Annotated in this window: 23 protein-coding genes and 1 pseudogene; 13 read left to right on the forward strand and 11 right to left on the reverse strand. The window is 64.3% G+C overall.

Annotated elements, in window-relative coordinates; all coding sequences use genetic code 11:
* Positions 1-155: 155 nt before the first annotated feature.
* Positions 156-1,517 carry an Nramp family divalent metal transporter gene (locus EJ073_RS29795; RefSeq protein WP_126058776.1) on the reverse strand — a complete coding sequence of 454 codons (1,362 nt, stop codon included), beginning with the start codon at positions 1,515-1,517 and terminating at the stop codon, positions 156-158.
* 252 nt (positions 1,518-1,769) lie between these two features.
* Between EJ073_RS29795 and mntR the strand changes: the two genes are divergently transcribed.
* Together mntR and EJ073_RS29805 are read left to right on the forward strand one after the other, a co-directional pair.
* Positions 1,770-2,225: a manganese-binding transcriptional regulator MntR gene (mntR, locus tag EJ073_RS29800; RefSeq protein WP_126058777.1), complete on the forward strand. Its 456-nt coding sequence runs from the start codon at positions 1,770-1,772 to the stop codon at positions 2,223-2,225.
* A 97-nt stretch (positions 2,226-2,322) separates the two neighbouring features.
* Positions 2,323-2,511: a hypothetical protein gene (locus tag EJ073_RS29805; protein ID WP_126058778.1), complete on the forward strand. Its 189-nt coding sequence runs from the start codon at positions 2,323-2,325 to the stop codon at positions 2,509-2,511.
* Positions 2,512-2,533: 22 nt separating this feature from the next.
* Here the strand turns inward: EJ073_RS29805 and EJ073_RS29810 are convergent, their stop codons facing one another.
* Positions 2,534-4,582 carry a hypothetical protein gene (locus tag EJ073_RS29810; protein WP_126058779.1) on the reverse strand — a complete coding sequence of 683 codons (2,049 nt, stop codon included), beginning with the start codon at positions 4,580-4,582 and terminating at the stop codon, positions 2,534-2,536.
* Between the two features lie 205 nt (positions 4,583-4,787).
* Here EJ073_RS29810 and EJ073_RS29815 point away from each other — a divergent pair, with 205 nt between their 5' ends.
* On the forward strand, positions 4,788-5,699 hold the full coding sequence (locus EJ073_RS29815) for a neutral zinc metallopeptidase (protein ID WP_126058780.1): 912 nt from the start codon (positions 4,788-4,790) through the stop codon (positions 5,697-5,699).
* 161 nt (positions 5,700-5,860) lie between these two features.
* Entirely contained in the window at positions 5,861-7,129 is a 1,269-nt protein-coding gene (locus EJ073_RS29820) for a TCR/Tet family MFS transporter (protein WP_126058781.1), read from the forward strand.
* Between the two features lie 148 nt (positions 7,130-7,277).
* Here the strand turns inward: EJ073_RS29820 and carA are convergent, their stop codons facing one another.
* The gene (gene carA, locus EJ073_RS29825) at positions 7,278-8,483 is read right to left on the reverse strand and encodes a glutamine-hydrolyzing carbamoyl-phosphate synthase small subunit (protein ID WP_126058782.1); all 1,206 of its coding nucleotides are present in this window, start codon (positions 8,481-8,483) and stop codon (positions 7,278-7,280) included.
* Positions 8,484-8,740: 257 nt separating this feature from the next.
* Between carA and EJ073_RS29830 the strand changes: the two genes are divergently transcribed.
* Complete coding sequence (locus tag EJ073_RS29830; protein ID WP_126058783.1) at positions 8,741-9,190, forward strand: GatB/YqeY domain-containing protein; 450 nt, start codon at positions 8,741-8,743, stop codon at positions 9,188-9,190.
* Between the two features lie 33 nt (positions 9,191-9,223).
* Here EJ073_RS29830 and EJ073_RS29835 read toward each other — a convergent pair whose 3' ends face one another.
* Positions 9,224-10,210: a hypothetical protein gene (locus tag EJ073_RS29835; RefSeq protein WP_126058784.1), complete on the reverse strand. Its 987-nt coding sequence runs from the start codon at positions 10,208-10,210 to the stop codon at positions 9,224-9,226.
* A 119-nt stretch (positions 10,211-10,329) separates the two neighbouring features.
* Here EJ073_RS29835 and EJ073_RS29840 point away from each other — a divergent pair, with 119 nt between their 5' ends.
* Positions 10,330-10,887 carry a GNAT family N-acetyltransferase gene (locus EJ073_RS29840; RefSeq protein WP_126058785.1) on the forward strand — a complete coding sequence of 186 codons (558 nt, stop codon included), beginning with the start codon at positions 10,330-10,332 and terminating at the stop codon, positions 10,885-10,887.
* A 93-nt stretch (positions 10,888-10,980) separates the two neighbouring features.
* Here the strand turns inward: EJ073_RS29840 and EJ073_RS29845 are convergent, their stop codons facing one another.
* From EJ073_RS29845 to EJ073_RS29855, 3 genes are all read right to left on the reverse strand, one after another.
* Complete coding sequence (locus EJ073_RS29845) at positions 10,981-12,162, reverse strand: MFS transporter (RefSeq protein WP_126058786.1); 1,182 nt, start codon at positions 12,160-12,162, stop codon at positions 10,981-10,983.
* A gap of 31 nt (positions 12,163-12,193) precedes the next feature.
* The gene (locus EJ073_RS29850) at positions 12,194-12,502 is read right to left on the reverse strand and encodes a DUF2061 domain-containing protein (RefSeq protein ID WP_245455417.1); all 309 of its coding nucleotides are present in this window, start codon (positions 12,500-12,502) and stop codon (positions 12,194-12,196) included.
* Between the two features lie 117 nt (positions 12,503-12,619).
* A complete protein-coding gene (locus EJ073_RS29855) occupies positions 12,620-14,284 on the reverse strand; it encodes a Na/Pi cotransporter family protein (RefSeq protein WP_126058787.1) in 1,665 nt (554 codons plus the stop codon).
* 387 nt (positions 14,285-14,671) lie between these two features.
* On the opposite strand from EJ073_RS29855, the pseudogene EJ073_RS33025 reads away from it, so the two are divergent.
* The 5 genes and pseudogenes from EJ073_RS33025 to EJ073_RS29880 all read left to right on the forward strand — a co-directional run bounded on the left by EJ073_RS33025 (position 14,672) and on the right by EJ073_RS29880 (position 20,591).
* Positions 14,672-15,040: pseudogene (locus EJ073_RS33025) on the forward strand (RcnB family protein).
* 136 nt (positions 15,041-15,176) lie between these two features.
* A complete protein-coding gene (dnaG, locus tag EJ073_RS29865) occupies positions 15,177-17,120 on the forward strand; it encodes a DNA primase (RefSeq protein ID WP_126058788.1) in 1,944 nt (647 codons plus the stop codon).
* 366 nt (positions 17,121-17,486) lie between these two features.
* Positions 17,487-19,517: an RNA polymerase sigma factor RpoD gene (gene rpoD, locus EJ073_RS29870; protein ID WP_126058789.1), complete on the forward strand. Its 2,031-nt coding sequence runs from the start codon at positions 17,487-17,489 to the stop codon at positions 19,515-19,517.
* 217 nt (positions 19,518-19,734) lie between these two features.
* Positions 19,735-20,028 carry a GYD domain-containing protein gene (locus EJ073_RS29875; RefSeq protein ID WP_126058790.1) on the forward strand — a complete coding sequence of 98 codons (294 nt, stop codon included), beginning with the start codon at positions 19,735-19,737 and terminating at the stop codon, positions 20,026-20,028.
* A 182-nt stretch (positions 20,029-20,210) separates the two neighbouring features.
* Positions 20,211-20,591 (forward strand): DCC1-like thiol-disulfide oxidoreductase family protein, encoded by a 381-nt coding sequence (locus tag EJ073_RS29880; RefSeq protein ID WP_126058791.1) that lies wholly within the window; start codon positions 20,211-20,213, stop codon positions 20,589-20,591.
* Between the two features lie 52 nt (positions 20,592-20,643).
* Here EJ073_RS29880 and EJ073_RS29885 read toward each other — a convergent pair whose 3' ends face one another.
* Complete coding sequence (locus tag EJ073_RS29885; RefSeq protein ID WP_126058792.1) at positions 20,644-20,901, reverse strand: DUF2798 domain-containing protein; 258 nt, start codon at positions 20,899-20,901, stop codon at positions 20,644-20,646.
* A 270-nt stretch (positions 20,902-21,171) separates the two neighbouring features.
* Here EJ073_RS29885 and EJ073_RS29890 point away from each other — a divergent pair, with 270 nt between their 5' ends.
* The gene (locus EJ073_RS29890) at positions 21,172-21,840 is read left to right on the forward strand and encodes a PadR family transcriptional regulator (RefSeq protein WP_126058793.1); all 669 of its coding nucleotides are present in this window, start codon (positions 21,172-21,174) and stop codon (positions 21,838-21,840) included.
* 91 nt (positions 21,841-21,931) lie between these two features.
* Here the strand turns inward: EJ073_RS29890 and EJ073_RS29895 are convergent, their stop codons facing one another.
* The 3 genes from EJ073_RS29895 to EJ073_RS32650 are packed head-to-tail and all read right to left on the reverse strand — an operon-like array spanning position 21,932 to position 22,907.
* Complete coding sequence (locus EJ073_RS29895) at positions 21,932-22,192, reverse strand: YiaA/YiaB family inner membrane protein (RefSeq protein WP_126058794.1); 261 nt, start codon at positions 22,190-22,192, stop codon at positions 21,932-21,934.
* A gap of 53 nt (positions 22,193-22,245) precedes the next feature.
* Entirely contained in the window at positions 22,246-22,812 is a 567-nt protein-coding gene (locus EJ073_RS29900; RefSeq protein WP_245455791.1) for a PspA/IM30 family protein, read from the reverse strand.
* Positions 22,758-22,907 (reverse strand): hypothetical protein, encoded by a 150-nt coding sequence (locus EJ073_RS32650; protein ID WP_245455419.1) that lies wholly within the window; start codon positions 22,905-22,907, stop codon positions 22,758-22,760. Before EJ073_RS32650 ends, EJ073_RS29900 begins: the two co-directional genes overlap by 55 nt.
* 162 nt (positions 22,908-23,069) lie before the next feature.
* Here EJ073_RS32650 and EJ073_RS29905 point away from each other — a divergent pair, with 162 nt between their 5' ends.
* Positions 23,070-23,711 (forward strand): TetR/AcrR family transcriptional regulator, encoded by a 642-nt coding sequence (locus EJ073_RS29905; protein ID WP_126058795.1) that lies wholly within the window; start codon positions 23,070-23,072, stop codon positions 23,709-23,711.
* The last annotated feature ends 4 nt before the right edge of the window (positions 23,712-23,715 follow it).

The raw sequence follows: 23,715 nt of genomic DNA on the forward strand, positions 1-23,715 counted from the left end.
TAAAGAAGATAGCGCGGCCCGCGATTTTGTCGCGGTGCCGCGCGTTCAATGCGTGTCACGCCAGGAGGGAATTAAGCGACAGGGTTTGAGTTTCCTGCTTCATGCATGCCGTTGTCCCAAAACCGCAGCGCACTTTTGGGCGACATGCATTGTTCTCAGCCGAAGCCGGCGATGGTGTCGTAGAGCAGCTTGAAATTGAGCACCAGGATGATGGCGGCGACCACCCAGGCGAGCAGGGCGACGGCGCGCGGGATGGCGAAATTGCCCATCTTCTTCTTGTCGGAGACAAACTGCACCAAAGGGATGACCGCGAAGGGCAGCTGCATCGACAGGATCACCTGGCTGAACACCAGCAGCTGGCCGGTGCCCCTCTCGCCGTAGAGCGCGGTGACGATCACCACCGGCACGATGGCGATGCCGCGGGTCAGCAGGCGGCGTGCCCATTGCGGGATGCGCAGGCGCAGGAAGCCCTCCATGACGATCTGGCCGGCAAGCGTCGCGGTGACCGTGGAGTTGAGGCCGGAGGCGAGCAGAGCCACGGCGAACAGGATCGAGGCGATGCCGAGGCCGAGCAGCGGCGATAGGAGCTCGAAGGCCCGGCCGATCTCGGCGACGTCCTGGTGGCCGGTGCCGTGGAAGGCCACCGCCGAGACGATCAAGATAGAGGCGTTGACGAACAGCGCCAGGATCAGCGCGATGGTCGAGTCCATGGTCGCCCACTTGATCGCGTCGCGCCTGCCCCGGTCGGTGCGCTCATAGGCACGGGTCTGAACGATCGAGGAGTGCAAATAGAGATTGTGCGGCATGACGGTGGCGCCGATGATGCCGATGGCGATGTAGAGCATCGCCGGGTTGGTGACGATCTGAGACGACGGCACGAACATCGAATGCAGGATCGAGCCGACCGGCGGAGCGGCGGCGAAGATCTGGATGGCAAAACAGCCGAAGATGATGATCAGCAGCGCGATGACGAAGGCCTCGAGGTAGCGGAAGCCCCTGTTCATCAGCATGAGCACCAGGAAGGCATCGAGAGCGGTGAGCATGGCGCCGCCGATCAGCGGAATGCCGAACAGCAGCTGCAGCGCGATCGCCGTGCCGATGACCTCGGCCAGGTCGCAGGCGATGATGGCCAACTCGCAGGCGATCCACAGCAGGAAGTTGACGGAGCGCGGATAGTAGGCGCGGCAGGCCTGGGCGAGGTCGCGGCCGGTGGCGATGCCAAGCCGGGCGGCAAGCGCCTGCAGCAGGATCGCCATCAGGTTCGACAGCATGATGATGAACAGCAGTGTGTAGCCGAACTGGGCGCCACCGGCGAGGTCGGTCGCCCAGTTGCCCGGATCCATATAGCCGACGGAAACCATGTAGCCCGGGCCCATGAAGGCGAACAGGCGGCGAAACCAGATGCCGGTCTGCGGCACGGTGATGGAGGCGTTGACCTCGCGCAGACTGGGCTGTTCATCCTCGTCGGGCCGGGCAAAACGCCACGCGGGTCTGGATACGGCTGTTGCGTCGGACATCAGGGATTTTCCGCTGAAAAGGGTCGAGGATGTTCCCTGTCTATGCCATGGCTCAACATTATGCAATAGGCTATATTTCATTGTTTATGCTTTTGCGACGACGCCAAGTGACAGGGGCAACCGGGTGCGGACCCCGTTGCGCATGGGGTGGAATGCAAATAAACGGCCAGATAGTCGGGGTCCGTGCTATGACTACGGACCCGATTCAACGTCGCGGGCACTTGGCTCGCGGTTAGCGTGGAGGAGCGCGCATTGGCGCTGAGGAACAGACCGGTTCGACGCGAAGAGCCGCTTCCCGACGCCGATGTCCATTCGGCGGGCTTCCGGCAGACGCGCGAAGCGCGCCGCAGCGCCCTCGTCGAGGACTATGTCGAGCTGATCGCCGACCTGATCGAGGACGGCAACGAGGCACGGCAGGTCGACATCGCCGCCAGGCTCGGCGTCGCCCAGCCGACGGTGGCGAAGATGCTGACCAGGCTCTGCGCCGAAGGTCTGGTTTCGCGAAAGCCCTATCGCGGCGTGTTCCTGACCGAGGCCGGCCGCAAGGTGGCGGAGGAAAGCCGCATCCGCCACCAGACGGTGGAAGCCTTCCTGCGCTCGCTCGGGGTCAGCGCCGAGACAGCGCGCATCGACGCCGAGGGCATCGAGCACCATGTCAGCGCCGAGACGCTCGAGGCTTTCCGCAAGGCGATGATCGCGACGCGCTGAGTCTCGCCAGCCGCCGCCTCCGAGGCCGAATCCTCCGGAACCCAGTTACGTCCAGAGCGTTGCTCTTCGGCGCGATAGCCGCGCCAGGGAGGAAGAGATGGGCGTAGAACAGGCACCGACCGCAAAAGGCAAACAGGCCGCAAAGGGACTGAGACGGGCGGCGGCAAAGGACGAGCGCAAGACGGAAGCCGAGACCGGCCGGCCGCTGCAGAAGGGCGCGGCGCGCTTCGAGGAGCGCTCGAAAAGTTCCGACGGCAAGAGCGCCGGCAGCAAGCAGAAGCCTTGACGCTGCAGGCTGGCGGCGTTCACTACTCGGTATCCTGCACCCAGCTGCGCGGGTGGCCGTCGACGCGGAACTGGAAGATGAAATAGGGCGGGATGCAGGTGCCCTTGCCGGGCTTGGCCTCGGCCAGGTCTTCATAGCCGGCGGTGCAGATATAGTCCTCGCGGCAGGGATGCGTTTTGTCACAGGCGCGCAGGCCGGCGGTCTTGGTGAACTCCCTGGTGCAATATTTGTGGTCCTTGCCGGACCCGATGCAATCGTTGAAGCCGGTCTTGGCGAGCCGCCCGCAGCTCGCCTCCTCGGGCAGCTTGTCGCAGCTCGCCTTGCGCAGCATGCCGCCGGGAAAGCCGCCGGTCTTCTGCTCGGGGTTGTCGTAGCGCTGGCGCGCCGCGCCGTAGCCGGCAAGCTTGATCGGCGGTTTCTTGTCCCTTGCCGAATCGATGGCGCAGGCTCTCGCCGTCGCCGGCGACAGGCGGCAATACTGGTCGCTGCCCCATTTCGACATTTTGATCTCGCCGAACTCCACGGGATCGCCGACCGCAGTACCGGCCTCGCTGACGCAAGTGCCGAAGCCCGGATGGATGGCGCTTTCGTGGACGCCGGCGCAGCGCAGGCCTTCGCCGCAGCTCCAGTCCTTGAAGCTTTCATCCGTGCCGCGATAGCAGATCGAGCCCCAGCCATTGTAGAGATCGGTGCCCTTCAGCACCTCGGCGAACTTCGCGTCCGGACGGGCGGCGAAGCCTCTGCTGAAATCGGGATGCTGGCCGGCGGCGAACTGCTCGACGATGGCGAGGCGACGCGGCAGGTCGGCGAAGAAGACCGCCGAGCCCGGCACGAAGACGGCGTTGCGGCGTGGCTCGCTGGCCGGATCGGCGCCGGTGTAGTGGAAGCCGGCAATGCCGTGGGTCTGGTGGCAGCCGGTGCAGCTCATCTCGTTGAGGCGCGGATTGAAGCCGGCCACTGACTTTATGGTGCGCAGCGCGTTGCCGCTGGCGACATAGTCCTTCAGCGCCTTGTCGACCGCGGCATCGTCGAGCAAGCCATAAGCGATGTTGTTCTGCGAGCGCGCCATGCCGCCCGGCGCCACGGAGACGGCGCTGGTTGCCAGGAATTTTTCGTCGACGATCAGCCGGCCGCGATCGAGATCGTAGATGTTGCGGTCGGTGAGCAGCCATTTGGCGAAGGCCTGCCGGTCGGCCAGCACCGTCTTGCGGTCGATCTGGTTCTCCATCCGCGATTCCTGGAAGGTGGCGGTGGCCGGATCCCATTTGAAGATCTTGAGCAGATATTCGGCGTGGCCGCCGAAATCGCGGCGCGTCGAGGCCGACAGGCGCAGCACCTGCATGTTGAGCTCGAGCCGCATGATCTGCGAGGAATTGAGCATGGCGCCCGACAGCGGGCCATCCTCGGAGCGCAGCCAAGCCGCAAGCTGCTCAGGTGGAAGGTCTTTTCCGCCGGCCGCCAACCAGCGCCTGGCGACGTCGGCGCAGGACCCATCGGCGGCGCGCGGGCGATCCTTGGAGGCGCGGCCCGTCGCGGTCTTCGGCCTGGCGTTGAAGACCAGGCTCATTGTCAGCGGCAGGCGCGAGGAGACACGCTCTCCGGGCTTTTCCTCGACCGAATAGTGGAAACGGTAGATCAGCCGGATCTCGCCGCATTCGGTGTGGCCGAGATAGCCGCGATCCATGCGGTTGACGACGCCGGTGAGGTCCAGCGTCGAGCCGTTGTCGTCGATGTATTTCGGATTGAACTTCTGGCTTGCGTCCTTGGACTTCGCCAATCCGGCAACATAGGGATCTGGGCTTGTCGCCGGCTCGTCGGCGATCTCCTGCTTGACGGCATTGCGCACCGGCGTCAGCGCGCGCACCGAAAACAGGCCGCGATTGTCGACATCGCGTGTCAGCCCGATCGCCGGCCCGAGCAAGCGGCTGATCGACAGACCGCCGCGCTCAAGCGCCTGCAGGGTCGCGGGATCGGTGACGGCGACGCTGGAATCGAGCGTAGCGGCAGGCGCCGCCCCAGCGCCGAAACCGGCCAACACCAGCAGAAACAGGAAACGGCCGATCGTCCGCAAGCGCCCCTCGCATCCCCTTGTCCGGGCGCCATGCTACAGGCCTTGTCCGGTCTCGGCCATAGTGCTCGAGCCGCTCATTCCAGCACCGGTTGCAAGCGAAAAATGCTGTGACTTGCTGCAACCATTGGGATAATTGTTGGTTGGGTCTGATTGGCACCAGGATGCCGGCCTGGCCGTTTGGAAATTCGCATCGCGAGGAGTTGCCATGCTCTGGAGAGGCCGTCGTCAGAGTGACAACGTCGAGGACGAGCGCAGCGACACCGGTGGCGGCGGCGGATTCGGCGGCGGCAGCCCCGGCCAGTTCCGCATTCCGATCGGTGGGCGCGCCGGCGGCGGTTCCAGCCTCTTCATCGTCATCCTGGTTGTGCTGGCCGGATGGTATTTCGGCTTCGATCCTTCACAGATACTGGGCGGCGGCGACAGTGGCGGCCAGATCACCGACGACAGCGGCAGCGAAGGCGGCGGAGGAGAGCCGGCTTCCGACGAGATGAAGCAGTTCGTCTCGACCGTGCTCGCCGAAACCGAGGACACTTGGAAAGGCATCTTCCAGGCCAATGGCCGGACCTATGAGGATCCGAAGCTGGTGCTGTTCAGCAGCCAGATCCGCTCGGCCTGCGGCTTCGCCTCGGCTGCGGCCGGACCGTTCTATTGTCCTGGCGACCACAAGGTCTACCTCGACATGACTTTCTTCCAGCAGCTCGACCAGCAGTTCGGCGCTTCCGGCGAATTTGCCCGGGCCTATGTGATCGCGCATGAGGTCGGCCACCATGTGCAGAATCTCACCGGCATCCTGCCCAAATTCAACAAGATGCGGCAGGGGATGAGCGAGGCCGACGCCAACCACATGTCGATGCAGGTGGAGTTGCAGGCCGACTGCTTCGCCGGTGTCTGGGCGCATTACACCGCGCAGAAGGGCATTTTGGAACAGGGCGACATCGAGAGCGCTCTCAATGCCGCCAAGCAGATCGGCGACGACACGCTTCAAAAGAAGATGCAGGGCTACGTCGTGCCGGAAAGCTTCAACCACGGCACCTCGCAGCAGCGTCAGACCTGGCTGGCGCGCGGCTACAAGAGCGGCAAGCTTTCGGACTGCGACACGTTCAACAACCCAATTTGAGGCGACATCCGCTTCGTTCCGCGCGATCAAGGATCGGCCACCACGGCAACTGATGTCAGGATGAGGCAGTTGCCGTCGTTCCCTTATTGTTCTTGGCGGCGGGCTCGCCTATAAGGTGCACCCGCCTTTGCTGCAAGGCGGCCGAGGAGCTTGACACCAGTATGATCGACCCGAAAACCGCCAGGCGGGGCCTTGCGCTCGTTTTCACGACGCTGCTGCTCGACATCATCGGCTTCGGCATCATCATGCCGGTGCTGCCGGCCTATCTGCAGGAACTGACCGGCGTCGGCGTCAGCGAAGCGGCGATCGAAGGCGGTTGGCTGTTCTTCGCCTATGCGGCGATGCAGTTCGTCTTCGCGCCGGTCATTGGCGGATTGAGCGACCGGTTCGGACGACGGCCGGTCCTGCTTGCCTCCGTGCTCACCTTTTCGATCGACAATCTGATCTGCGCCATCGCCTGGTCCTATCCGATGCTGTTCATCGGGCGTGTGCTGGCCGGCATCTCGGGCGCCAGTTATTCGACGACATCGGCCTTCATCGCCGACATCTCGACCGACGAGAACCGGGCGAAGAATTTCGGTCTGCTCGGCATCGCCTTCGGCGTCGGTTTCGTCATCGGGCCGGTGCTGGGCGGCCTGCTCGGCACGTTCGGTCCGCGCGTGCCCTTCTATTTCGCCGCCGGGCTTGCCTTGGTGAACTTCGTGATCGCGCTGTTCCTGCTGCCGGAGACGCTCGACGACAAGCATCGCCGCCGCTTCGAGTGGAAACGCGCCAACCCGGTCGGCACGCTCATCCAGATGCGCAACTACCACGGCATCGGCTGGATCGGCCTGGTCTTCTTCCTGATGACGCTCGGACACATGATGTACCCGGCGGTGTGGTCGTTCGTGTCCAATTATCGCTATGGCTGGAGCGAGCAACAGATAGGCTTCTCGCTCGGCGCCTTCGGAATGTGCGGGGCGATCGTGATGGCCACCGTCCTGCCGCGCGTCATCCCGAAGCTCGGCGAGTGGAAGACGGCGGCGATCGGCCTGACCTTCACCGCGCTAAGCGCCTTCGGCTACGCCTTCGCCTCGCAGGGCTGGATGATATATGCGGTGATCGTTGTCGGCTGCCTGGAGGCGCTGGCCGACCCGCCGCTGAGAAGCCTCGCCGCCGCCAAGGTGCCGCCTTCAGCGCAGGGCGAACTGCAGGGGGCGATGACGTCGATCTTTTCGATCACCTCGATCATCACACCGCTGCTCTACACGGGGATCTTCTCGTGGTTCACCGGGCCGAGCGCGCCGGTCGTGTTCGGCGGCGCACCCTATCTGCTGGGTGCGGTCTTCCTCACCCTGGCGGTGATCGTCTTCGTCACGAAAGTCGCCAAGCCGACGCCGAAGGAGGTTGAGCGCATGCACGCGCAGGAGGCCGTGACCGATCCGGCTTGAGGCGTGTTGGTATTCATGTGATGCCGGCCTGCAAATAGCGGTTTCCTGCGCTTCCGGTGCTCACGTACTTCAAGTACGCTCCGCTCCGGTTCTCGGAAACCGCCATTTTCGACTCGGCCTGACCTGAATCTCAACACGCCTTGGGTCGCTAGGCGCGCTCGGCCAGCAATTCTTCGCCACGCTTCTCGCGGATGAGGTTGACGAAGCGGCGGAACAAATAGTGCGAATCCTGCGGGCCGGGCGAGGCCTCGGGGTGATGCTGGACCGAGAACACCGGACGGCCGGTGAGCGCGATACCGCAGTTCGAGCCGTCGAACAGCGAGACATGGGTCTCCTCCACGCCTTCCGGCAGCGAGTCGGCGTCGACCGCGAAACCATGGTTCATCGAGACGATCTCGACCTTGCCGGTGGTGTGGTCCTTGACCGGATGGTTGGCGCCGTGATGACCCTGATGCATCTTGGCGGTCCTGCCGCCCAGCGCCAGCGCCAGCATCTGGTGGCCAAGGCAAATGCCGAACACCGGGATTTCGGTCTTGAGCAGGTCCTGGATCACAGGCACCGCGTAGTCGCCGGTGGCTTCCGGATCGCCGGGACCGTTGGAGAGGAAGATGCCGTCCGGCTTCATGGCGAGGATTTCCTCCGCGCCGGTCTTGGCCGGCACGACGGTGACCTTGGCGCCGAGGCCGGCGAGCAGGCGCAGGATGTTGCGCTTGACGCCGTAGTCAATGGCGACGACATGCAGCGACGGCTTGTCCTGTTCGCCGAAGCCTTCGTTCCAGACCCAGGGCGTCTCGCGCCAGACGGAGGATTGGCCCGAGGTGACGTCCTTGGCGAGGTCGAGGCCGATCAATCCCGACCAGGCGGCGGCGCGCCGCTTCAGATCGTCGAGGTCGAAGACGCCGTCCGGCGCATGCGCGATGACGGCGTTGGGCATGCCTTTCTCGCGAATAAGCGCGGTCAGCGCGCGCGTGTCTATGCCCGTGAGCGCGACGATGCCGCGCTTCTTCAGCCACTGGTCGAGATGGCCGGCGGCGCGGTAGTTGGACGGGTTGGTGACATCGGCCTTGAACACGGCGCCGACGGCGCCGGCGCGGGCGACCGGGTTGAGGTCCTCGATGTCCTCGTCATTGGTGCCGATATTGCCGATATGCGGGAAGGTGAAGGTGACGATCTGGCCAGCATAGGAGGGATCGGTGAGGATCTCCTGGTAGCCGGTAAGCGCGGTGTTGAAGCAGACTTCGGCGACCGCCGATCCGGTGGCGCCAAGGCCGCGGCCTTCGATGACGGTACCGTCGGCAAGCACCAAAAGCGCAGTCGGCTTTTCGGTATTCCAGGGGGCAGTCATCGTCGCCATGGCGGCACTCCTGTCAACCTGCGCGCTTCGGATCCATTCGCGCAGCAAACGGCGCGAAGCAGCGATTTCTCCGGCTTCCGCGCGTCAATTCATTGTCTCATGCAGGACCGAGTACATAGGCGAAGGCGCAAGAGTGGTCAATGAGGAGGCCGCAAACCGGCCTGAATCTGTTTCGTCAAGCAATATCAGGGGCTTGCTGGGATTTGCCTTACGGGTTCGGCAAAGCTATTGTCCGCCGCGTTCGAAGGAGAAGCACGATGCGCGAAAAAATCGCCGAATCCCTGAAGAGCGCGATGAAGGCGCAGGACAAGCACCGCTTGCCCACCCTGCGGCTGATCCAGGCCGCCATCCACGACCGTGACATCGCCAATCGCGGCGCCGGCAAGCCGGCCGCGAGCGAAGAAGAGATCCTGCAGATCCTGGCCAAGATGGTGAAGCAGCGCGAGGAATCGGCCAAGGCTTTCGAGGACGGCAAGCGGCCGGAGCTCGCTGCGCAGGAGCGTGGCGAGATGGAGATCATCCGCGGCTTCCTGCCGACGCAGCTCGACGATGCGGCCGTTACCGCCGCGGCACGCGCGGCGATCGCGGCGATGGGCGCCGCCAGCCAGAAGGACATGGGCAAGGTGATCGGCGTGCTCAAGCAGAAGTACGCCGGCCAGATGGACTTCGCCAAGGCAAGCGCGATCGTAAAAGGACTGCTGCAGTAATCTGCGCTTGCCCACTTCATGGGTGCGGCGGGCTCATGAGCCCTTGCAGATTGGCAGCGCCTGTGGCGGCGGTGCCGGATGGTCCTTCTTGTACTGGGCAATGATCGGCTCGAGGGTCGTCCTCGGCCAGAATTTCGGCGTGCCGATCTCCTTCAGACAGGATGCGTTCCAGTAGGAGCTCGAAGCGGAATGGCCGCTCGCCGCGGCGGCGATGTCGCGCGATTCCGGATAGATGTAGAGCGTCGTCGGGTTGCCCTTGACCATCGCGATGAGCTGCGTGGCATCGGCCGCCGACCAGCTGGTGCAGCCATTGCTGCGGCCGCCGGCATAGTCCACCAGCTTGCCGAACGGCACCATGCCTTCATGGTCGGCGTAAGAACTGTTCGGGTTTTTGCGCAGGCACATGCCGCGCAGCACCTGGGCCGCGTGGCCGCCAATAACACGCTGCCTGGCATTGGCGGCTTCGCCTTCGCCATCGAACTGGATGAAGGTGCGCAGGAAAGCGGTGTCCTGTTTTGCGCCGGTGCGATAGAAGCCCTTGAATGAGGTTTTCGCCTCGCGGGTCATATAGGCGCCACCGGCGGTCAATTCCGAATCCATCGCATTGCCGAAGTTCTTGGCGCATCGCCTGCCGTTTGAGAAATTGACGTTGCCTTTCAGGTTGCGGCCGCCGCCGTGGCCCGACGAGATCGCGCGAAACGACTGGCTGGCTTCGCAGATGATGTAGTAGCGGCGCCCCAGCACGCCATTGCCGAGATCGCCGGGACGCGTCGCATCCATGGCGAAGTAGCAGGGGTTCTTGACGGCGCCGGCGGCCACTTTTTTCAGGTAAAGCGCGCGCGCCCGCTCCAGGACGACCGCTGCGATCTGACCATCGCCCTCGCCAACATGGGCGTGCAGCCAGGCCGGAATGTTGGACGGTTGCAGGGCGGCGAAGGATCGCGCCGATACCGTCACGGCGACGACAGTGGCCAGGAGGCCGAGGATAGCGACACCCAGCGGGACATATCTCAATCGCATAGTTCCCCCATCAACGCAGTGTCTCAGCGGTGAATCACCACGAGCCAATCATAAAAGGCCTCGCGCCAATCTGCGAAACACTTCTAGTTTAGCTGCCCACCCCAAAGCCGGAATACATCATGGTTGAAATCGTCAAACCAGCGCTCGAACATCTGCCGTCCTACAAGGCGGCGCTGGAGCGCGGCTGGTCGCCGGACAATGTGCGGCTTGAGGAAGCGACCCGCGAACAGCTTGCGGCAATAGAGGAAGACCCGGCCGCCTTCCTCGCCAGCCTCGACGATCCCGAGGGCAGGGGGCCGCCGATCACCTTGCCGGACGGCACAACGGTGCCGCGACTGCCCGGCTTCCGGCGCTGGATCTGGGACGGCGAGGCCGCCGGCTCGATCGGCTTCCGCTGGCAACCCGGCACGGCGGCGCTGCCGTCTCATGTGCTTGGCCATATCGGCTATGCGGTGGTGCCGTGGAAGCGCGGGCGCGGCTATGCGACGGAGGCGCTGCGGCTGATGCTCGGCGAGGCGAGGGCGGTCGGCCTGCCCTTCGTCGAGATTACCGCCAAGCCCGGCAATCCGACCTCGCACAAGGTGATCCTGGCTAATGGCGGCAAGCTCGTCGGCCGCTTCTTCGAGGATGCCGCCTATGGCGGCGCCGAGAGCCTGCGCTTCCGCATCGACTTGTAATCCTGCCGGTCTGAAGAATTGATTCAGGGCGGTGTCGCAACGCGTTGTTTTGCCGGGCTTCCTGGCGCGCAGCGGCTCGCGACAACGGCGTCGCTACTCAGCCGCCGCCGGCAGCGGCGGCGCCACGCGGCTGCGTCCTTCCCAGACCTGCGATGCGACCGCCACGACGACCGCGACCAGCATGGCCAGCGCGCCGACCACCGGCAGGCTGCGATAGCCATAGCCGGCATTGAGCATGGCCGCACCCAGCGACGCAGCGAGCGCGATGCCGACATTAAAGCCTGACGGGATGAGCGAGGAGGCGAGGTTGGAGGCGTCCGCCGTCCAGGCCAGGATGCGGGTCTGGATCGGCGCGCCGATGGCAAAGTTGAGGCCGCCCCAGATGACGATGGCAACGACCATCGGCACGGGGTAGGGGCTGACGGCATAGATGACGCCAAGCATCAGCGCCTGCAGGAACAGCATGGTGATCAGCGACGGCATCAGCTTCCAGTCGGCGAGCTTGCCGCCGAGGAAGACGCCGATGGTCGCGCCGACGCCATTGAGCAGCAGCACCCAGGGCACCAGGCTCTCATCGAGGCCGGTGACTTCGAGCAAGGTCGGGGTGATGTAGGTGAACAGGCCGAACTGGCCGATCATCAGCATGAGCATCAGGATCAGCGAGGTCCAGACCTGCTGACGTCCCAAAACGCGGACCTCGTGCGACAGGCTGGCGGGGCTGTTCGACGACCCCGCCGTGCGCGGCAACAAAGCAAGCATGGCGGCAATTGCCGCTACGCCCAGCCCGCCCATCACCCAGAAGGTGGCGCGCCAGCCCCAGAGATTGCCGATCGCGGTTCCGGCCGGCACGCCGATGACGTTGGAAACGGTGAGGCCGGACAGGATGACCGCCACCGCCATGCCGCGCTTGTCTTCCGGCACGAGGCCGACGGCAACCACCATGGCGACGCCGAAATAGGCGCCGTGCGCCACAGCCACCGCAATGCGCAAAAGCAGCATCGAGGTGAAATCTGGCGCCAGCGCGCAAGCCGCCTGGCCGATGGTGAAAGCTACTGCCAGGCCAATGAGCAGAGCCTTGCGCGAGATCCCTTTGGTGGCGAGCGCCAGCAGCGGACCGCCTATGGCGATGCCGCAGGCATAGCCGGAGACGAGGTAGCCGGCGCTGGGAATGGAGACACCAAGGCCATCGGCGACCTGCGGCAGCACGCCGGCAATGACGAACTCCGTGGTGCCGAAGGCAAAGGCGGCGATGAACAGGGCAATGAGAGGCAGCATAGCGCGGCAAGCGATCCCGGATGAGCAGGCCTCAAACCACGGATAAGCGCCGCCGGCAATGCAGAAAATGTCGATGCCGCTTTAGCTTTTCTTGAGTGGGCCAATCCAGTCGGTCAGCTGCCGATGGGGCCAGGAAGGCCGTCTTCCTGCCGTAAGGGATTTTCAGCCATGCCCGTTCATGGAGATAGTAGAGCAATGACTTGGTGACGACCTCGGTGGCGCCGATGGCGGCGGCCAGCTTGACGCTGCCCGTTACCACCAGTGAAATGATCATCGTGTCGATGGTGCCGGTGGCGCGCCAGGAAAGCGCCTTGGCGAAGCTGCGTGAATGGGTGTCCATCGCCGATCATCCTCCCAGTAGACCTCACACGATCCTTAGCCGAACGACGAGAGGATGAGCAAAGGCAAATTCTCGTGGGACCGAGGTGATGTCGCCGCACCCGGTATGGCCCAGCCCCTAGCTGGCCTTCAACCTCGAACCGCCGAGCAGACCGCGCTCCTCCAGCACCGGATAGGCCATGGAGGCGAGCAGCGAGTTGATCTGCTTCAGGTCGCGGATGGTGTCGAGATGGATGGAGCTGGTCTCGACGCTCTTGGCGGTGCCGTCGCGCAGCCGCACGAAATGGCTGGCGCTGGTTTCCTTCTCGCGGTCGCGCAGCCGGTCCTTTTCCAGCACCAGCTGGCGGGCGGCCTCGGGGTCGCGCGAGACCAGTACGTTGAAGGCAAGGCGCGCATTGGCGAGCACCGAGGCATGGAAGGCGCTGAGCTCGCGCCAGCCTTCGGGCGTGAACTCCAGCCCGCGTTCTAGCTTCTTCCTGACATGCACCAGCATGTTGCGCACGATGATGTCGCCGACCTGCTCCAGCTTGACGCAGGCGCCGATCAATTCCTGGCAGCGCAGCGCTTCGTCCTCGCTGAGCGGGTTTTTGGTAACCTTGGCCAGATAGAGCTTTATCGCCGCGTGCTTCTTGTCGACGCGATCGTCGAGCGCGGCCAGCGCCTTGATCTTGTCGCCGTCGGCGCTCTCATAGAGCTCGATGATGCGCTTCAGCATGATCTCGACGGTCTCGCAGACCCGCACCACCTCGCGGGTGGCGTTGGCCAGCGCCTGGCTCGGCGTATCAAGCGCGCTTTCGTTGAGCGCCGACAGTTCGACGATGTCGAGCGCCGAAGCCTGCTCCGGCTTGGCGCCGAGCGCCACGATCTTCTCCGAGGCGCGGTAGACGAGGCTGGCGAGCGGCAGGCCGGCGAGCAGGACGATCACATTGAACAGGATGTGGGCGTTGACGATCTGGTCAGGCACGCTGGCGCCAAGGAAGCCGACAGGCGGCTTCAGCGTCATGAACAGGATCAGCATGAGCAGCGAGCCCATGCCGCGCATCAGCAGATTGCCGATCGGCACGACGCGCACGCCGGGCTCGGCGTTGCGAGTGAGCAGTGGCGCGATGATCGAGGAGCCGAGATTGACGCCGAGCACCAGCACGATGCCGAGCTCGGGAGGGATGAAGCCACGGCCAGCCAGCGTCACCAGCAGCAGCACCGCCGCGATCGAGGAATGGAACAGCCAGGTGACCAGCGCGGCGAGCAGGTAGGCGGTGACGAAATCGCCGGAGAAATAGTTGACGATCATCGGCATCAGCGTGCTCTGGCGCAACGGCTCCGACGCCTGGCCGATCATCTCCAGCGACAGAAGCAAGAGACCGATACCGACCAGGATGCGGCCGAACTGGCGCCAGTCGCGCCGCTCGGTGGCCATGAACATGACGGTGCCGGCGACCAGGCACACCGGCACCAGCAGGGAGAGGTCGAAGGTGAGGAGCTTGACCACCAGCGCCGAGCCGATCTCGGCGCCGCGCACCGCCAATTGGCCGGACATGCCGGAGACGATGCCGGCGCCGGCGAAGGAGCCGACCAGCAAGGTCACGGCCGTGGAGCTCTGCAGTGCGACCGACAGGCCGCAACCGGCGAGAACCGCCATCAGCGGATTGCGCATGGTGGCGCGCAGCCGATGGCGCAGCGCATCGCCATAGGCACGCTCGACGCCCGTCTTGACCATGCGGGTGGCAAACAGCATCAGCGCCACGGCGCCGGCAAGATGCAGAAGGACGACGGAACCGCTCATACGCGATCTCGCGATCCGACGGGCGCGCGCGGCGCGCGAGCCGAACCGTCGACGAGGCAAAAGAGGGTGCGAATCATGGACATTTCAGAAACCGAGGATACGCCGATTTACTTTAGCCGGATAATAGATTTTGGCTCTCTGGCGACGGCTGGCGCACGACGGGGCGTGTCGGAAATGGATGGACGGCGATTTGGTTGCATCGCCCACCGGCGCCGATGGCGTCATGCCGTCCGGCGCTTGCGCGCGCATCAGACGCCTATCTGACGATGCTATTGAATTAGATATCATAAATATAGGAAATCATTATATAATTGTAATTCTACTGTTCAGTTTCGGTTCATCGCCGGCACCCTATCGCTTGCGCATCGACAACCAAGGAGTACCGCCATGAATCGTCTCGTTCTTTCCGCGGTCGCCGCCTCGATTCTGGCCGCTACGTCCGTCTCGGGCCAGGCCGCGCCGCTCAATGCGCCGATCGCGCCGCAGTCGAACTACAACCAGGTCGACTGGCAACAGCCCGGCAAGCACATCGACGTGAGGAAGCGCGTCGTCTAGAAGAAGGTCGTGGTGAAGCGCAGCCATTGGCGCAACGGCCAGAAGTATTCCAGCTGGAAGCGGCACCAGCCGGTCCGCGATTACGGCCGTTTATGGCCTGCGCCGTCCAGGCCCCGGGCAGGAGTGGATCCGCGTCGGCAACGACTATGTGCTGGTCAGCATTCTTTCGGCATCATCTTTGGCGCCTTCGCCGTGCAATAAGCCGGCCAGCACTGGACTTGAAGGAAGGCGGCCGGCGACGGCCGCCTTCCTTCGCCCTGTGGAAACCGGGCATCGTCCGTATTTGGGGTCGTGCGGACCGGCACGCGTGCTTATATGGACGGGAAAAGAGTTTCCGATGCGCTTTCCGCCCGCCTTCCTCGACGAGATCCGCGACCGTGTGCCGATTTCCTCGGTCATCGGCCAGCGCGTCGCGTGGGACAGGAAGAAGACCAATGCGTCGCGCGGCGACTATTGGGCCTGCTGCCCGTTCCATGGCGAGAAGAGCCCGTCCTTCCATTGCGAGGACAAGAAGGGCCGCTACCATTGCTTCGGCTGCTCGGTGTCGGGGGACCACTTCAAGTTCCTGACCGAGCTCGACGGCATGAGCTTTCCCGAGGCGGTCGAGAAGATCGCCGACATGGCCGGCGTGCCGATGCCGGTTCGCGACGAACAGGAGGAACGGCGCGAGAAGGAACGCGCCAGCCTGACGGATGTCATGGAGATGGCGACCGCCTTCTTCCAGGAGCGGTTGCAGGGGCCGGAAGGCGCAAAGGCCCGCGCCTATCTGAGGGAGCGTGGTCTGACCTCGGCGACACAGCAGTCGTTTCGGCTGGGTTATGCGCCGGACAGCCGCAATGCGCTCAAGGAACATCTTGCCGCCAAGGGCGTGCCGAAGGCCGACATCGAGGCCTGTGGGCTGGTGCGGCATGGCGACGACATTCCGGTCTCCTATGACTGGTTCCGCGACCGCATCATGTTCCCGATCCCGGACTCGCGCGGCAAGATCATTGCCTTCGGCGGCCGGGCGCTGGCGCCCGATGCGCTCGCCAAATACATGAACTCGCCGGACACCGAGCTCTTCCACAAGGGCAACGTGCTCTACAATTTCGCCCGCGCCCGCAAGGCTCTCGCCAAGGGCGGCACCGTCATCGCGGTCGAAGGCTATATGGACGTGATCGCGCTGGCGCAGGCCGGCTTCGAGAACGCCGTGGCGCCGCTCGGCACAGCGCTCACCGAAAACCAGCTGGAGCTTCTGTGGCGCATGGCGCCGGAGCCGGTGCTCTGCTTCGACGGCGACAAGGCCGGGCTGAAGGCGGCGTGGCGGGCCGCGGATATGGCGCTGCCGGCCGTCCAACCTGGTCGCTCGGCGCGCTTTGCGCTGCTGCCGGAAGGAAAGGATCCCGACGATCTGGTCAAGGCCGAGGGGCCGGACGCTTTCCGCGCCGTGCTCGCCGACGCGCGGCCGCTGGTCGACCTTTTATGGATGCGCGAGACGGCGGGCGGCGTCTTTGACACCCCCGAGCGGCGGGCGGAACTCGAAAAGACGTTGCGCGAGTTGACCAGTCGCATCCGCGACGAGAGCCTGCGCTATCACTATCAACAGGAGATGCGCGAGAGGGTGCTGAGCTTCTTCGGCTCGCAGCGCGGCCCGCGGCAGGGCCGTCATGATGGCGGTCGACCGGGCGAGCGCGGCCAGGGCAAGGCTGCGGCACCCGGCGGACAATTCGCCAAGGGTGGCGGCGGCCGCATCGCGATCACCGAGAGCCTCGGCCAGTCGGCGCTGGTCAAGCGCGGCGAGGGCATGTCGGTGCGCGAGGCGACGATCATCGTGGCGCTGATCAACCATCCGGCGCTGATCGACGAGAATTTCGCTCACGTCGAATTCCTCGACCTTGCCAACAGCGATCTGAGGCGGCTGCATGCCGCCATCCTCGATGCCATGGCGCATGACATGGCCAATGATCGCGGCGCCGTGATCGCGACGATCGAGCGTGCTGGCTGCGGCGAGGTTTGGGAGCGCGCGGTGGCGCTGATCAAGCGCGCCAGGCAATGGCCGGCGCTGGAGACCGCCGCGCTCGAGGATGCCCGCGATGCCTTCAACCAGGCGCTGCACTTGCAGCGCAGCGCGCGCACCTTACATAGAGAACTGAAACAGGCGCAGGCAGCGCTCGACGCGGATCCATCGGACGAAAATTTCCGGCATCTGGTCGAGATTCAGGCGCAATTCAACGATGTGCAGGCAACGGAAGCGCTGATCGAAGGGTTCGGCGTGTCCTCGGGCAGGGTTGGACGCGTATAGGGTCCAACCTCGTCCAGGGAGCGAAATGGAAATGTCCCCGCGTCGAATCGACGCCTCTAAGTCGGGTAATTGATTCGCTTTTTTCATGCGAATCATGCGAGAGGCGCTTGACCTTCTGGCAGAATGGCGGAATCAGGACGATTCGAAATATTAACCCGTGCCAGGCGTCGACGGGAAAATTGAGCGATGCCGGGTACTGGTCACTGGACGGGCAAAAGGCCTGCCACAGATATCAGGGTTAATCTGGACTTAACGAGAGATGCGGTTACTGGCCCGGTGAAGAGCGTTCTGGTGCGAGCGCATCCGATTTGACCGGCACTGCAGCTTACGCGGCTTCGCTAGAAAGCCGCTTGGAGACGACAAAGAATGGCGACAAAGGAAAAGGAAGAGGTCGAGACCGAACGTGAAGGCGCCACTGATGGCCCTCTGCTCGACCTTTCCGATGATGCTGTCAAGAAGATGATCAAGGCCGCCAAGAAGCGCGGCTACGTCACGATGGACGAGCTGAACTCGGTGCTGCCTTCGGAGGAAGTGACCTCCGAGCAGATCGAGGACACGATGGCGATGCTTTCCGACATGGGCATCAACGTCGTCGAGGACGACGAGCAGGGCGAGGAACCCGAAGGCGGCGACTCTGGCGCCGACGCCGAGGAAGATGCCAATGAGCTCGCCGAGCAGACCGGCACGGCGGTCGCCACCACGACCACCAAGAAGGAGCCGACCGATCGCACCGACGATCCGGTGCGGATGTATCTGCGCGAGATGGGCTCGGTCGAGCTTCTGTCGCGCGAGGGCGAAATCGCCATCGCCAAGCGCATCGAGGCCGGCCGCGAGACGATGATCGCGGGCCTGTGCGAAAGCCCGCTGACCTTCCAGGCCATCATCATCTGGCGCGACGAGCTCAACGAATCGAAGATCCTGCTGCGCGAGATCATCGACCTGGAAGCCACCTATGCCGGGCCGGAAGCCAAGCAGGCGCCGGTGGTCGAGCGGATCGAGGAAGCCCCCAAGGCCGAGGAAAAGCCGCGCGGCCGCGCCGCCGCGCGCGAAGAAGAGGACGACATCACCAATGTCGGCGCCGACACCCGCGGGCTGGAAGAGGACGAGGACGACGAGGACGAGGCGAGCCTGTCGCTGGCGGCGATGGAAGCGGAACTGCGTCCGCAGGTGATGGAGACGCTCGACGTCATCGCCGACACCTACAAGAAGCTCCGCAAGCTGCAGGACCAGCAGGTCGAGAACAGACTGGCCGCCGCCGGCACGCTGTCGCCAAGCCAGGACCGCCGGCTGAAGGAGTTGAAGGACCAGCTGATCAAGGCGGTGAAGTCGCTGTCGCTCAACACGGCGCGCATCGAGGCGCTCGTCGAGCAGCTCTACGACATCAACAAGCGGCTGGTGCAGAACGAAGGCAAGCTGCTGAGGCTCGCCGAGAGCTATGGCGTGCGCCGCGAGGAATTCCTCAAGGAGTACCAGGGCTCCGAGCTCGACCCGAACTGGACGCGCTCGATCGCCAACCTGACCTCGCGCGGCTGGAAGGAATTCACCAAGAACGAGAAGGACGCGATCAAGGACCTGCGCGCCGAGATCCAGAACCTCGCCACCGAAACGGCGATCTCGATCTTGGAATTCCGCAAGATCGTCAACCAGGTGCAGAAGGGTGAGCGGGAAGCCGCCATCGCCAAGAAGGAAATGGTCGAGGCGAACCTTCGCCTCGTCATCTCCATCGCCAAGAAATACACCAACCGCGGCCTGCAGTTCCTCGACCTGATCCAGGAAGGCAATATCGGCCTGATGAAGGCGGTCGATAAGTTCGAATACCGCCGCGGCTACAAGTTCTCGACCTACGCGACATGGTGGATCCGGCAGGCCATCACCCGCTCGATCGCCGACCAGGCGCGCACCATTCGCATTCCGGTGCACATGATCGAGACGATCAACAAGATCGTGCGCACCTCGCGCCAGATGCTGCACGAGATCGGCCGCGAGCCGACGCCGGAGGAACTGGCCGAGAAGCTCGCCATGCCGCTGGAAAAGGTGCGCAAGGTGCTGAAGATCGCCAAGGAGCCGATCTCGCTCGAAACGCCCGTGGGCGACGAGGAGGATTCGCATCTCGGCGACTTCATCGAGGACAAGATGGCGATCCTGCCGATCGATGCGGCGATCCAGGCCAATCTGCGCGAGACGACGACCCGCGTGCTCGCCTCGCTGACGCCGCGCGAGGAACGTGTGCTGCGCATGCGCTTCGGCATCGGCATGAACACCGACCACACGCTGGAAGAGGTCGGCCAGCAGTTCTCGGTCACCCGCGAGCGCATCCGCCAGATCGAAGCCAAGGCGCTGCGCAAGCTCAAGCACCCGAGCCGGAGCAGAAAACTGCGGAGCTTCCTGGATAGCTGATACCGGCTTGGACATATCTTCGAAAGGGCGCCTTTGGCGCCCTTTTTTCGTGGAGACATGGACGATGGCGGCCCAGCGGCAGGCTCTTGCCGCCTCGGTCTTTCAGGCGGATAATTTCCACGTCGGATGCGTTTTCCGGGCGACAAACCGGATGCCCGCCCCGGTGGAAGGTCCGCGACCTTAACGCCGTGCTCCGTGGCGCCGGAGGAGGTGTGCCATGACGACTTACATCATGCTGCTCAACTGGACCGAGCAGGGTGCCAGAAATGTGCGCGAGTCACCGAAGCGGCTCGACGCCGCCAAGAAGCAGCTGGGCGACATGGGTGGATCGTTCAAGGCGTTCTACCTGACCATGGGCGAATGCGACATGGTGGCCGTCGTCGAGGCGCCGGACGATGCGGTGCTCGCGCGCTTCGCGCTGATGCTGGCGGTGGGCGGCAGTGTAAGGACGCGAACCCTGAAGGCATTCCCGGAATTCGCCTATCGCGAGATCATTACCTCACTGGGATGAATCGCGGCCCGGGTGAATCCGGGCTAGTCCTCACCGCATGTTCAAGCGCGGCGTGCCCGAGCGGTTCACACGGCGCGGCTTAGGCTGTTGTCTTATGCATGTCGATGTCCCAAAACCGCTGCGCACTTTTGGGCGACATGCACTGGGGCATTGCCGGATCGTGCGGGAGGTCGCGCCTCGACATGTCCAAGCCATCGCTCACCGTCTGGTACAACACGCGCTGCCCGGTCTGCGATGCCGGCATCAGCAGGCAGAAGCGGCGACTGGTCGAGGCGGTCAAGGCGGGCCGGATCAAGTTCCGTGACATCAATCTCGAGCCGTCGGCGCTTGCCGGATACGGCGCCTCGCTGGAGGATATCCGCCGCCGCCTGCATGCCACCGACGCGGAGGGCAGGCTGCTGGTCGGCGCCGACGTCGCGATCGCGGTGTGGCGGAGAACGCCGGGCGAGGGCTGGCTGGCGGCGCTGCTCGGCAACCCCGTCCTCCTGCCGCTGACACGTCTTGCCTACGATCGCTTCGCCGATCTTCTCTACGTCTGGAACCGGCGCAAGGGCCGCTGGTAGACGAAGGGCTCGCCGATGAGGGGAGGCCCGGATCCGGTCCGGGCCTTGCCGGCTATCTGGAGGCGGGGTCGCACAGCCAGCCGACGATGCGGCGCACCACCGGCAGAACCATGAGCAGCGTCGGAAACGCCACCAGCCAGGAGAGGCCCCAGGCCGTCAGCCAGACGGCCGGCAGGCCCGGCTGAAGCCCAAGGCTCTTCAGCGTCGAGATGAACGAGACGATGAAGGTCATCAACAGCGACAGCACCAGCGGAGTGAGAACAGCGGCATAGCGCGCGGGCAATCTGCCGCGCTTGCGGGTCGTGGTCATTGGGATTTTCCCTGAGGTGTCCGGTCGAGCGCATAGGCATCCGTTGGCCGCTTGCGGCGCAATTGCCCGGAACGACCGGGGATGGATGCGTTGTTTGACGTCAGACGCTTACGGAGCGGTCGTCGACCCTCGCGCGCCTTTTAGCGGCGAGCTTTTGCGAAATCAATCCCGCTGGCGCCATTTTCAGATACATCGTAAGATATATCTTGACTCGAGGAAACGGCGGGCCTAATTGAGATATATCGTAAGACATAACTCAAGGAGCAATCCATGCACAGACATCATCCTTTCGGCGAGCGCGCCGAGCGCGCTTTCCTGCATATGGCCGGCAAGTTCGGCGGTCGCGGCGGCGGTTTCGGTCCGTTCGGGGCGGGCATGCGCGGCGGCGGCCGCGGCGGCCCGGGCGACATGTTCCGCGCCGGGCGCATGCTGGCCGACGGCGATCTCAAGCTGATCACGCTGTCGCTGCTGGCCGAGGCGCCGCGCCACGGCTACGACATCATCAAGGCGCTGGAGGAGCGCACCAGCGGCATCTACAGCCCAAGCCCGGGCGTGGTCTATCCGACGCTGACCTTCCTGGAAGAGGCGGGCTATGCCATCTCCTCGGCGGAGGGCAACAAGAAGGTGTTCTCGATCACCGAGGCCGGACAGGCGCATCTCGACGAGAACCGCGAGATGATCGACCACGTGCTCGACCATCTCGAACGCTTCGGCCGCAAGATGGCCAAGGCGCGCGACTGGTTCGGCTGGAACGACGACGGCGAGGAGGGCGGCCGGCATCGCGGGCGCCACGAAAAGCGCGATGCGTTCCGTGCCGTGCGCCACCGGCTGCGCGCGGCGCTCAGCGAAATCGTCGATGCGCCGGAAGACAAGCAGGCGCAGGCGATGAGCATCCTGGAAGATGCCGCCGCGGCGCTTGAAGCGCTGTCGCGCCGCTGAAGCCGCCAGCAACCCACGCAAAAAAAGCCCGGAAGATCCGGGCTTTTTTCGTTGCTGGAGCCGCACGTATCTGGGACGTGCCTGCCGGCGGTCATTCCTTGCCGACATATTCGCTGATCAGCTTTTCGTTGCGCGCCTTTTCGATCTTGGCAGTCGTCTCGGCGGCGACGCGCTCGTCGGTGCGGTATTTGACGAGGTTGACCAGGCTGCCGGTGAGCAAGAGCACGCCCATGCCCCAATAGCCCTTGGTCGACAGGTCGACCGGAGCGAGCCACAGCGACAGGCCAAGCATGAAATAGGCGATGCCGACCGAGATGGTGTTGAACATGATGTAGGTCTGATTGGCGTTCATTGTCGTTGTCCCTTTGGTTGGTGAGGTAGGTTTCGTGGATCAGTGCGTGGATTTCAGGCGCTCGAGCACGTCCTGTGCCCGGACCTTGGTCGAGGGGCCGTGGCCTGCCTCCTCCAGCTTGCCGCGGATGGCTTCCTGGCTGAGGCCGCATCGATCTCGTCGAGGATGCTGGCTTCCTCGAACGGGTCGCCGCGCTCCCGGATGCGGGCGAGCAGCGCCTCTGCCTCGTTGAGGCTGGCCGTCCGGCCGATGGAACGGTTGAGGCGTCGCTGCGCCTTCTGCTCGGCGTCGATGGCGCGCGCCGAGATCATGCCCTGGTTGAGGTCGACGATGCGTCGGTGCGCCTGTTCCAGCGACAGGCGCATGCGCAAGGTATTCTCGGTCAGGCTGCGCACGGTGGTGCGGCGGCCCTCGCGTTCGTTCTCCAGTTCGGCGATGGCGGAAGCGCCATCGTGGGCGAGGGCCTCGGCTCCCGCGGCAAGGGCGCTGCGGGTGCGCGTCTCCAGATCGGCGATGCGGCGGTCGAGTTGGTCGAGGCTGGCCTGTTCGGCGCGCTGACGCACGATCAGCGAGGCGAGCGTCTGCTTGGCGCAGGCGAGGCCGGCTTCGGCATCGCGGATGTGCTGGGCGAGAGGTCGACGGCGAACTGGTCCTTCAGCCGGTCCTCGGCCTTGGCGCCGGCGCCGTCCAGCAATGTCCTGATAAGACTGAGCATTTGTTCGTTCTCCCTTTATGAACGTTGTTCACAAAAGGAATGTAGCAGAAGATGAACATTGTTCAAGATGTTTTTTGAACGCTGTTCATGCAGAATGGATTATGGTAAACCGGCATCCGTTGCCGCGCCCGAGAGGCGGCGGAGATGATGCGGAGACAAGGTTTGGCACTGGACAAGGAAGAGATGAGCGAGCGCGTCATCGCCATCGCGGAGAATCTGATCGAAGCCGGCGGGGCGGAGAACCTGAAGGCCAGGACCATCGCCACCGAGGCCGGCATCGCGGTCGGTTCCATATACAATCTGTTCCGGGATATCGACGACCTGCATCGCGCCGTGAACATGCGGCTGCTCGATCGGCTGGGTGAAGCCGGCGCCGCAGCGATGGCCGAACTCAAAAAGGCGGGGGTGACCGACACGCGGCAATGCCTGCTGGCGCTGGCGCGCGCCTATGCCGGCTTCGTGGAGGCGCATCCGGCGAGCTGGCCGGCCTTGCTTGCCTTCAACCGCCGCCAGCCGGCGCATGCGGAGCCGGACGCCTATGAGGCGCGGCTCAGCGAACTGCTGCAGATCATCGCCAGGGTGCTCGCCGACGGCCGCTTCGGCCTCGACGAAAACCGCCTGCGGATCGCCGCCCGCACCTTGTGGTCAAGCGTGCATGGCATCGTCACCAGCGGCTATGCCGCGAATTCCGCCGGGCGCCAGGCGGACGAGACTTGGGAGCAGATCGAGCTCCTGGTCGCCGTCTTCATCAAGGGGCTGGAACGGGGCGGGACATTGGATCATGCTGGCGCGGCACCGTCGTGACGCC

Origin of the sequence: Mesorhizobium sp. M4B.F.Ca.ET.058.02.1.1 (genome assembly GCF_003952505.1) — a bacterium.
Lineage (GTDB): Bacteria > Pseudomonadota > Alphaproteobacteria > Rhizobiales > Rhizobiaceae > Mesorhizobium.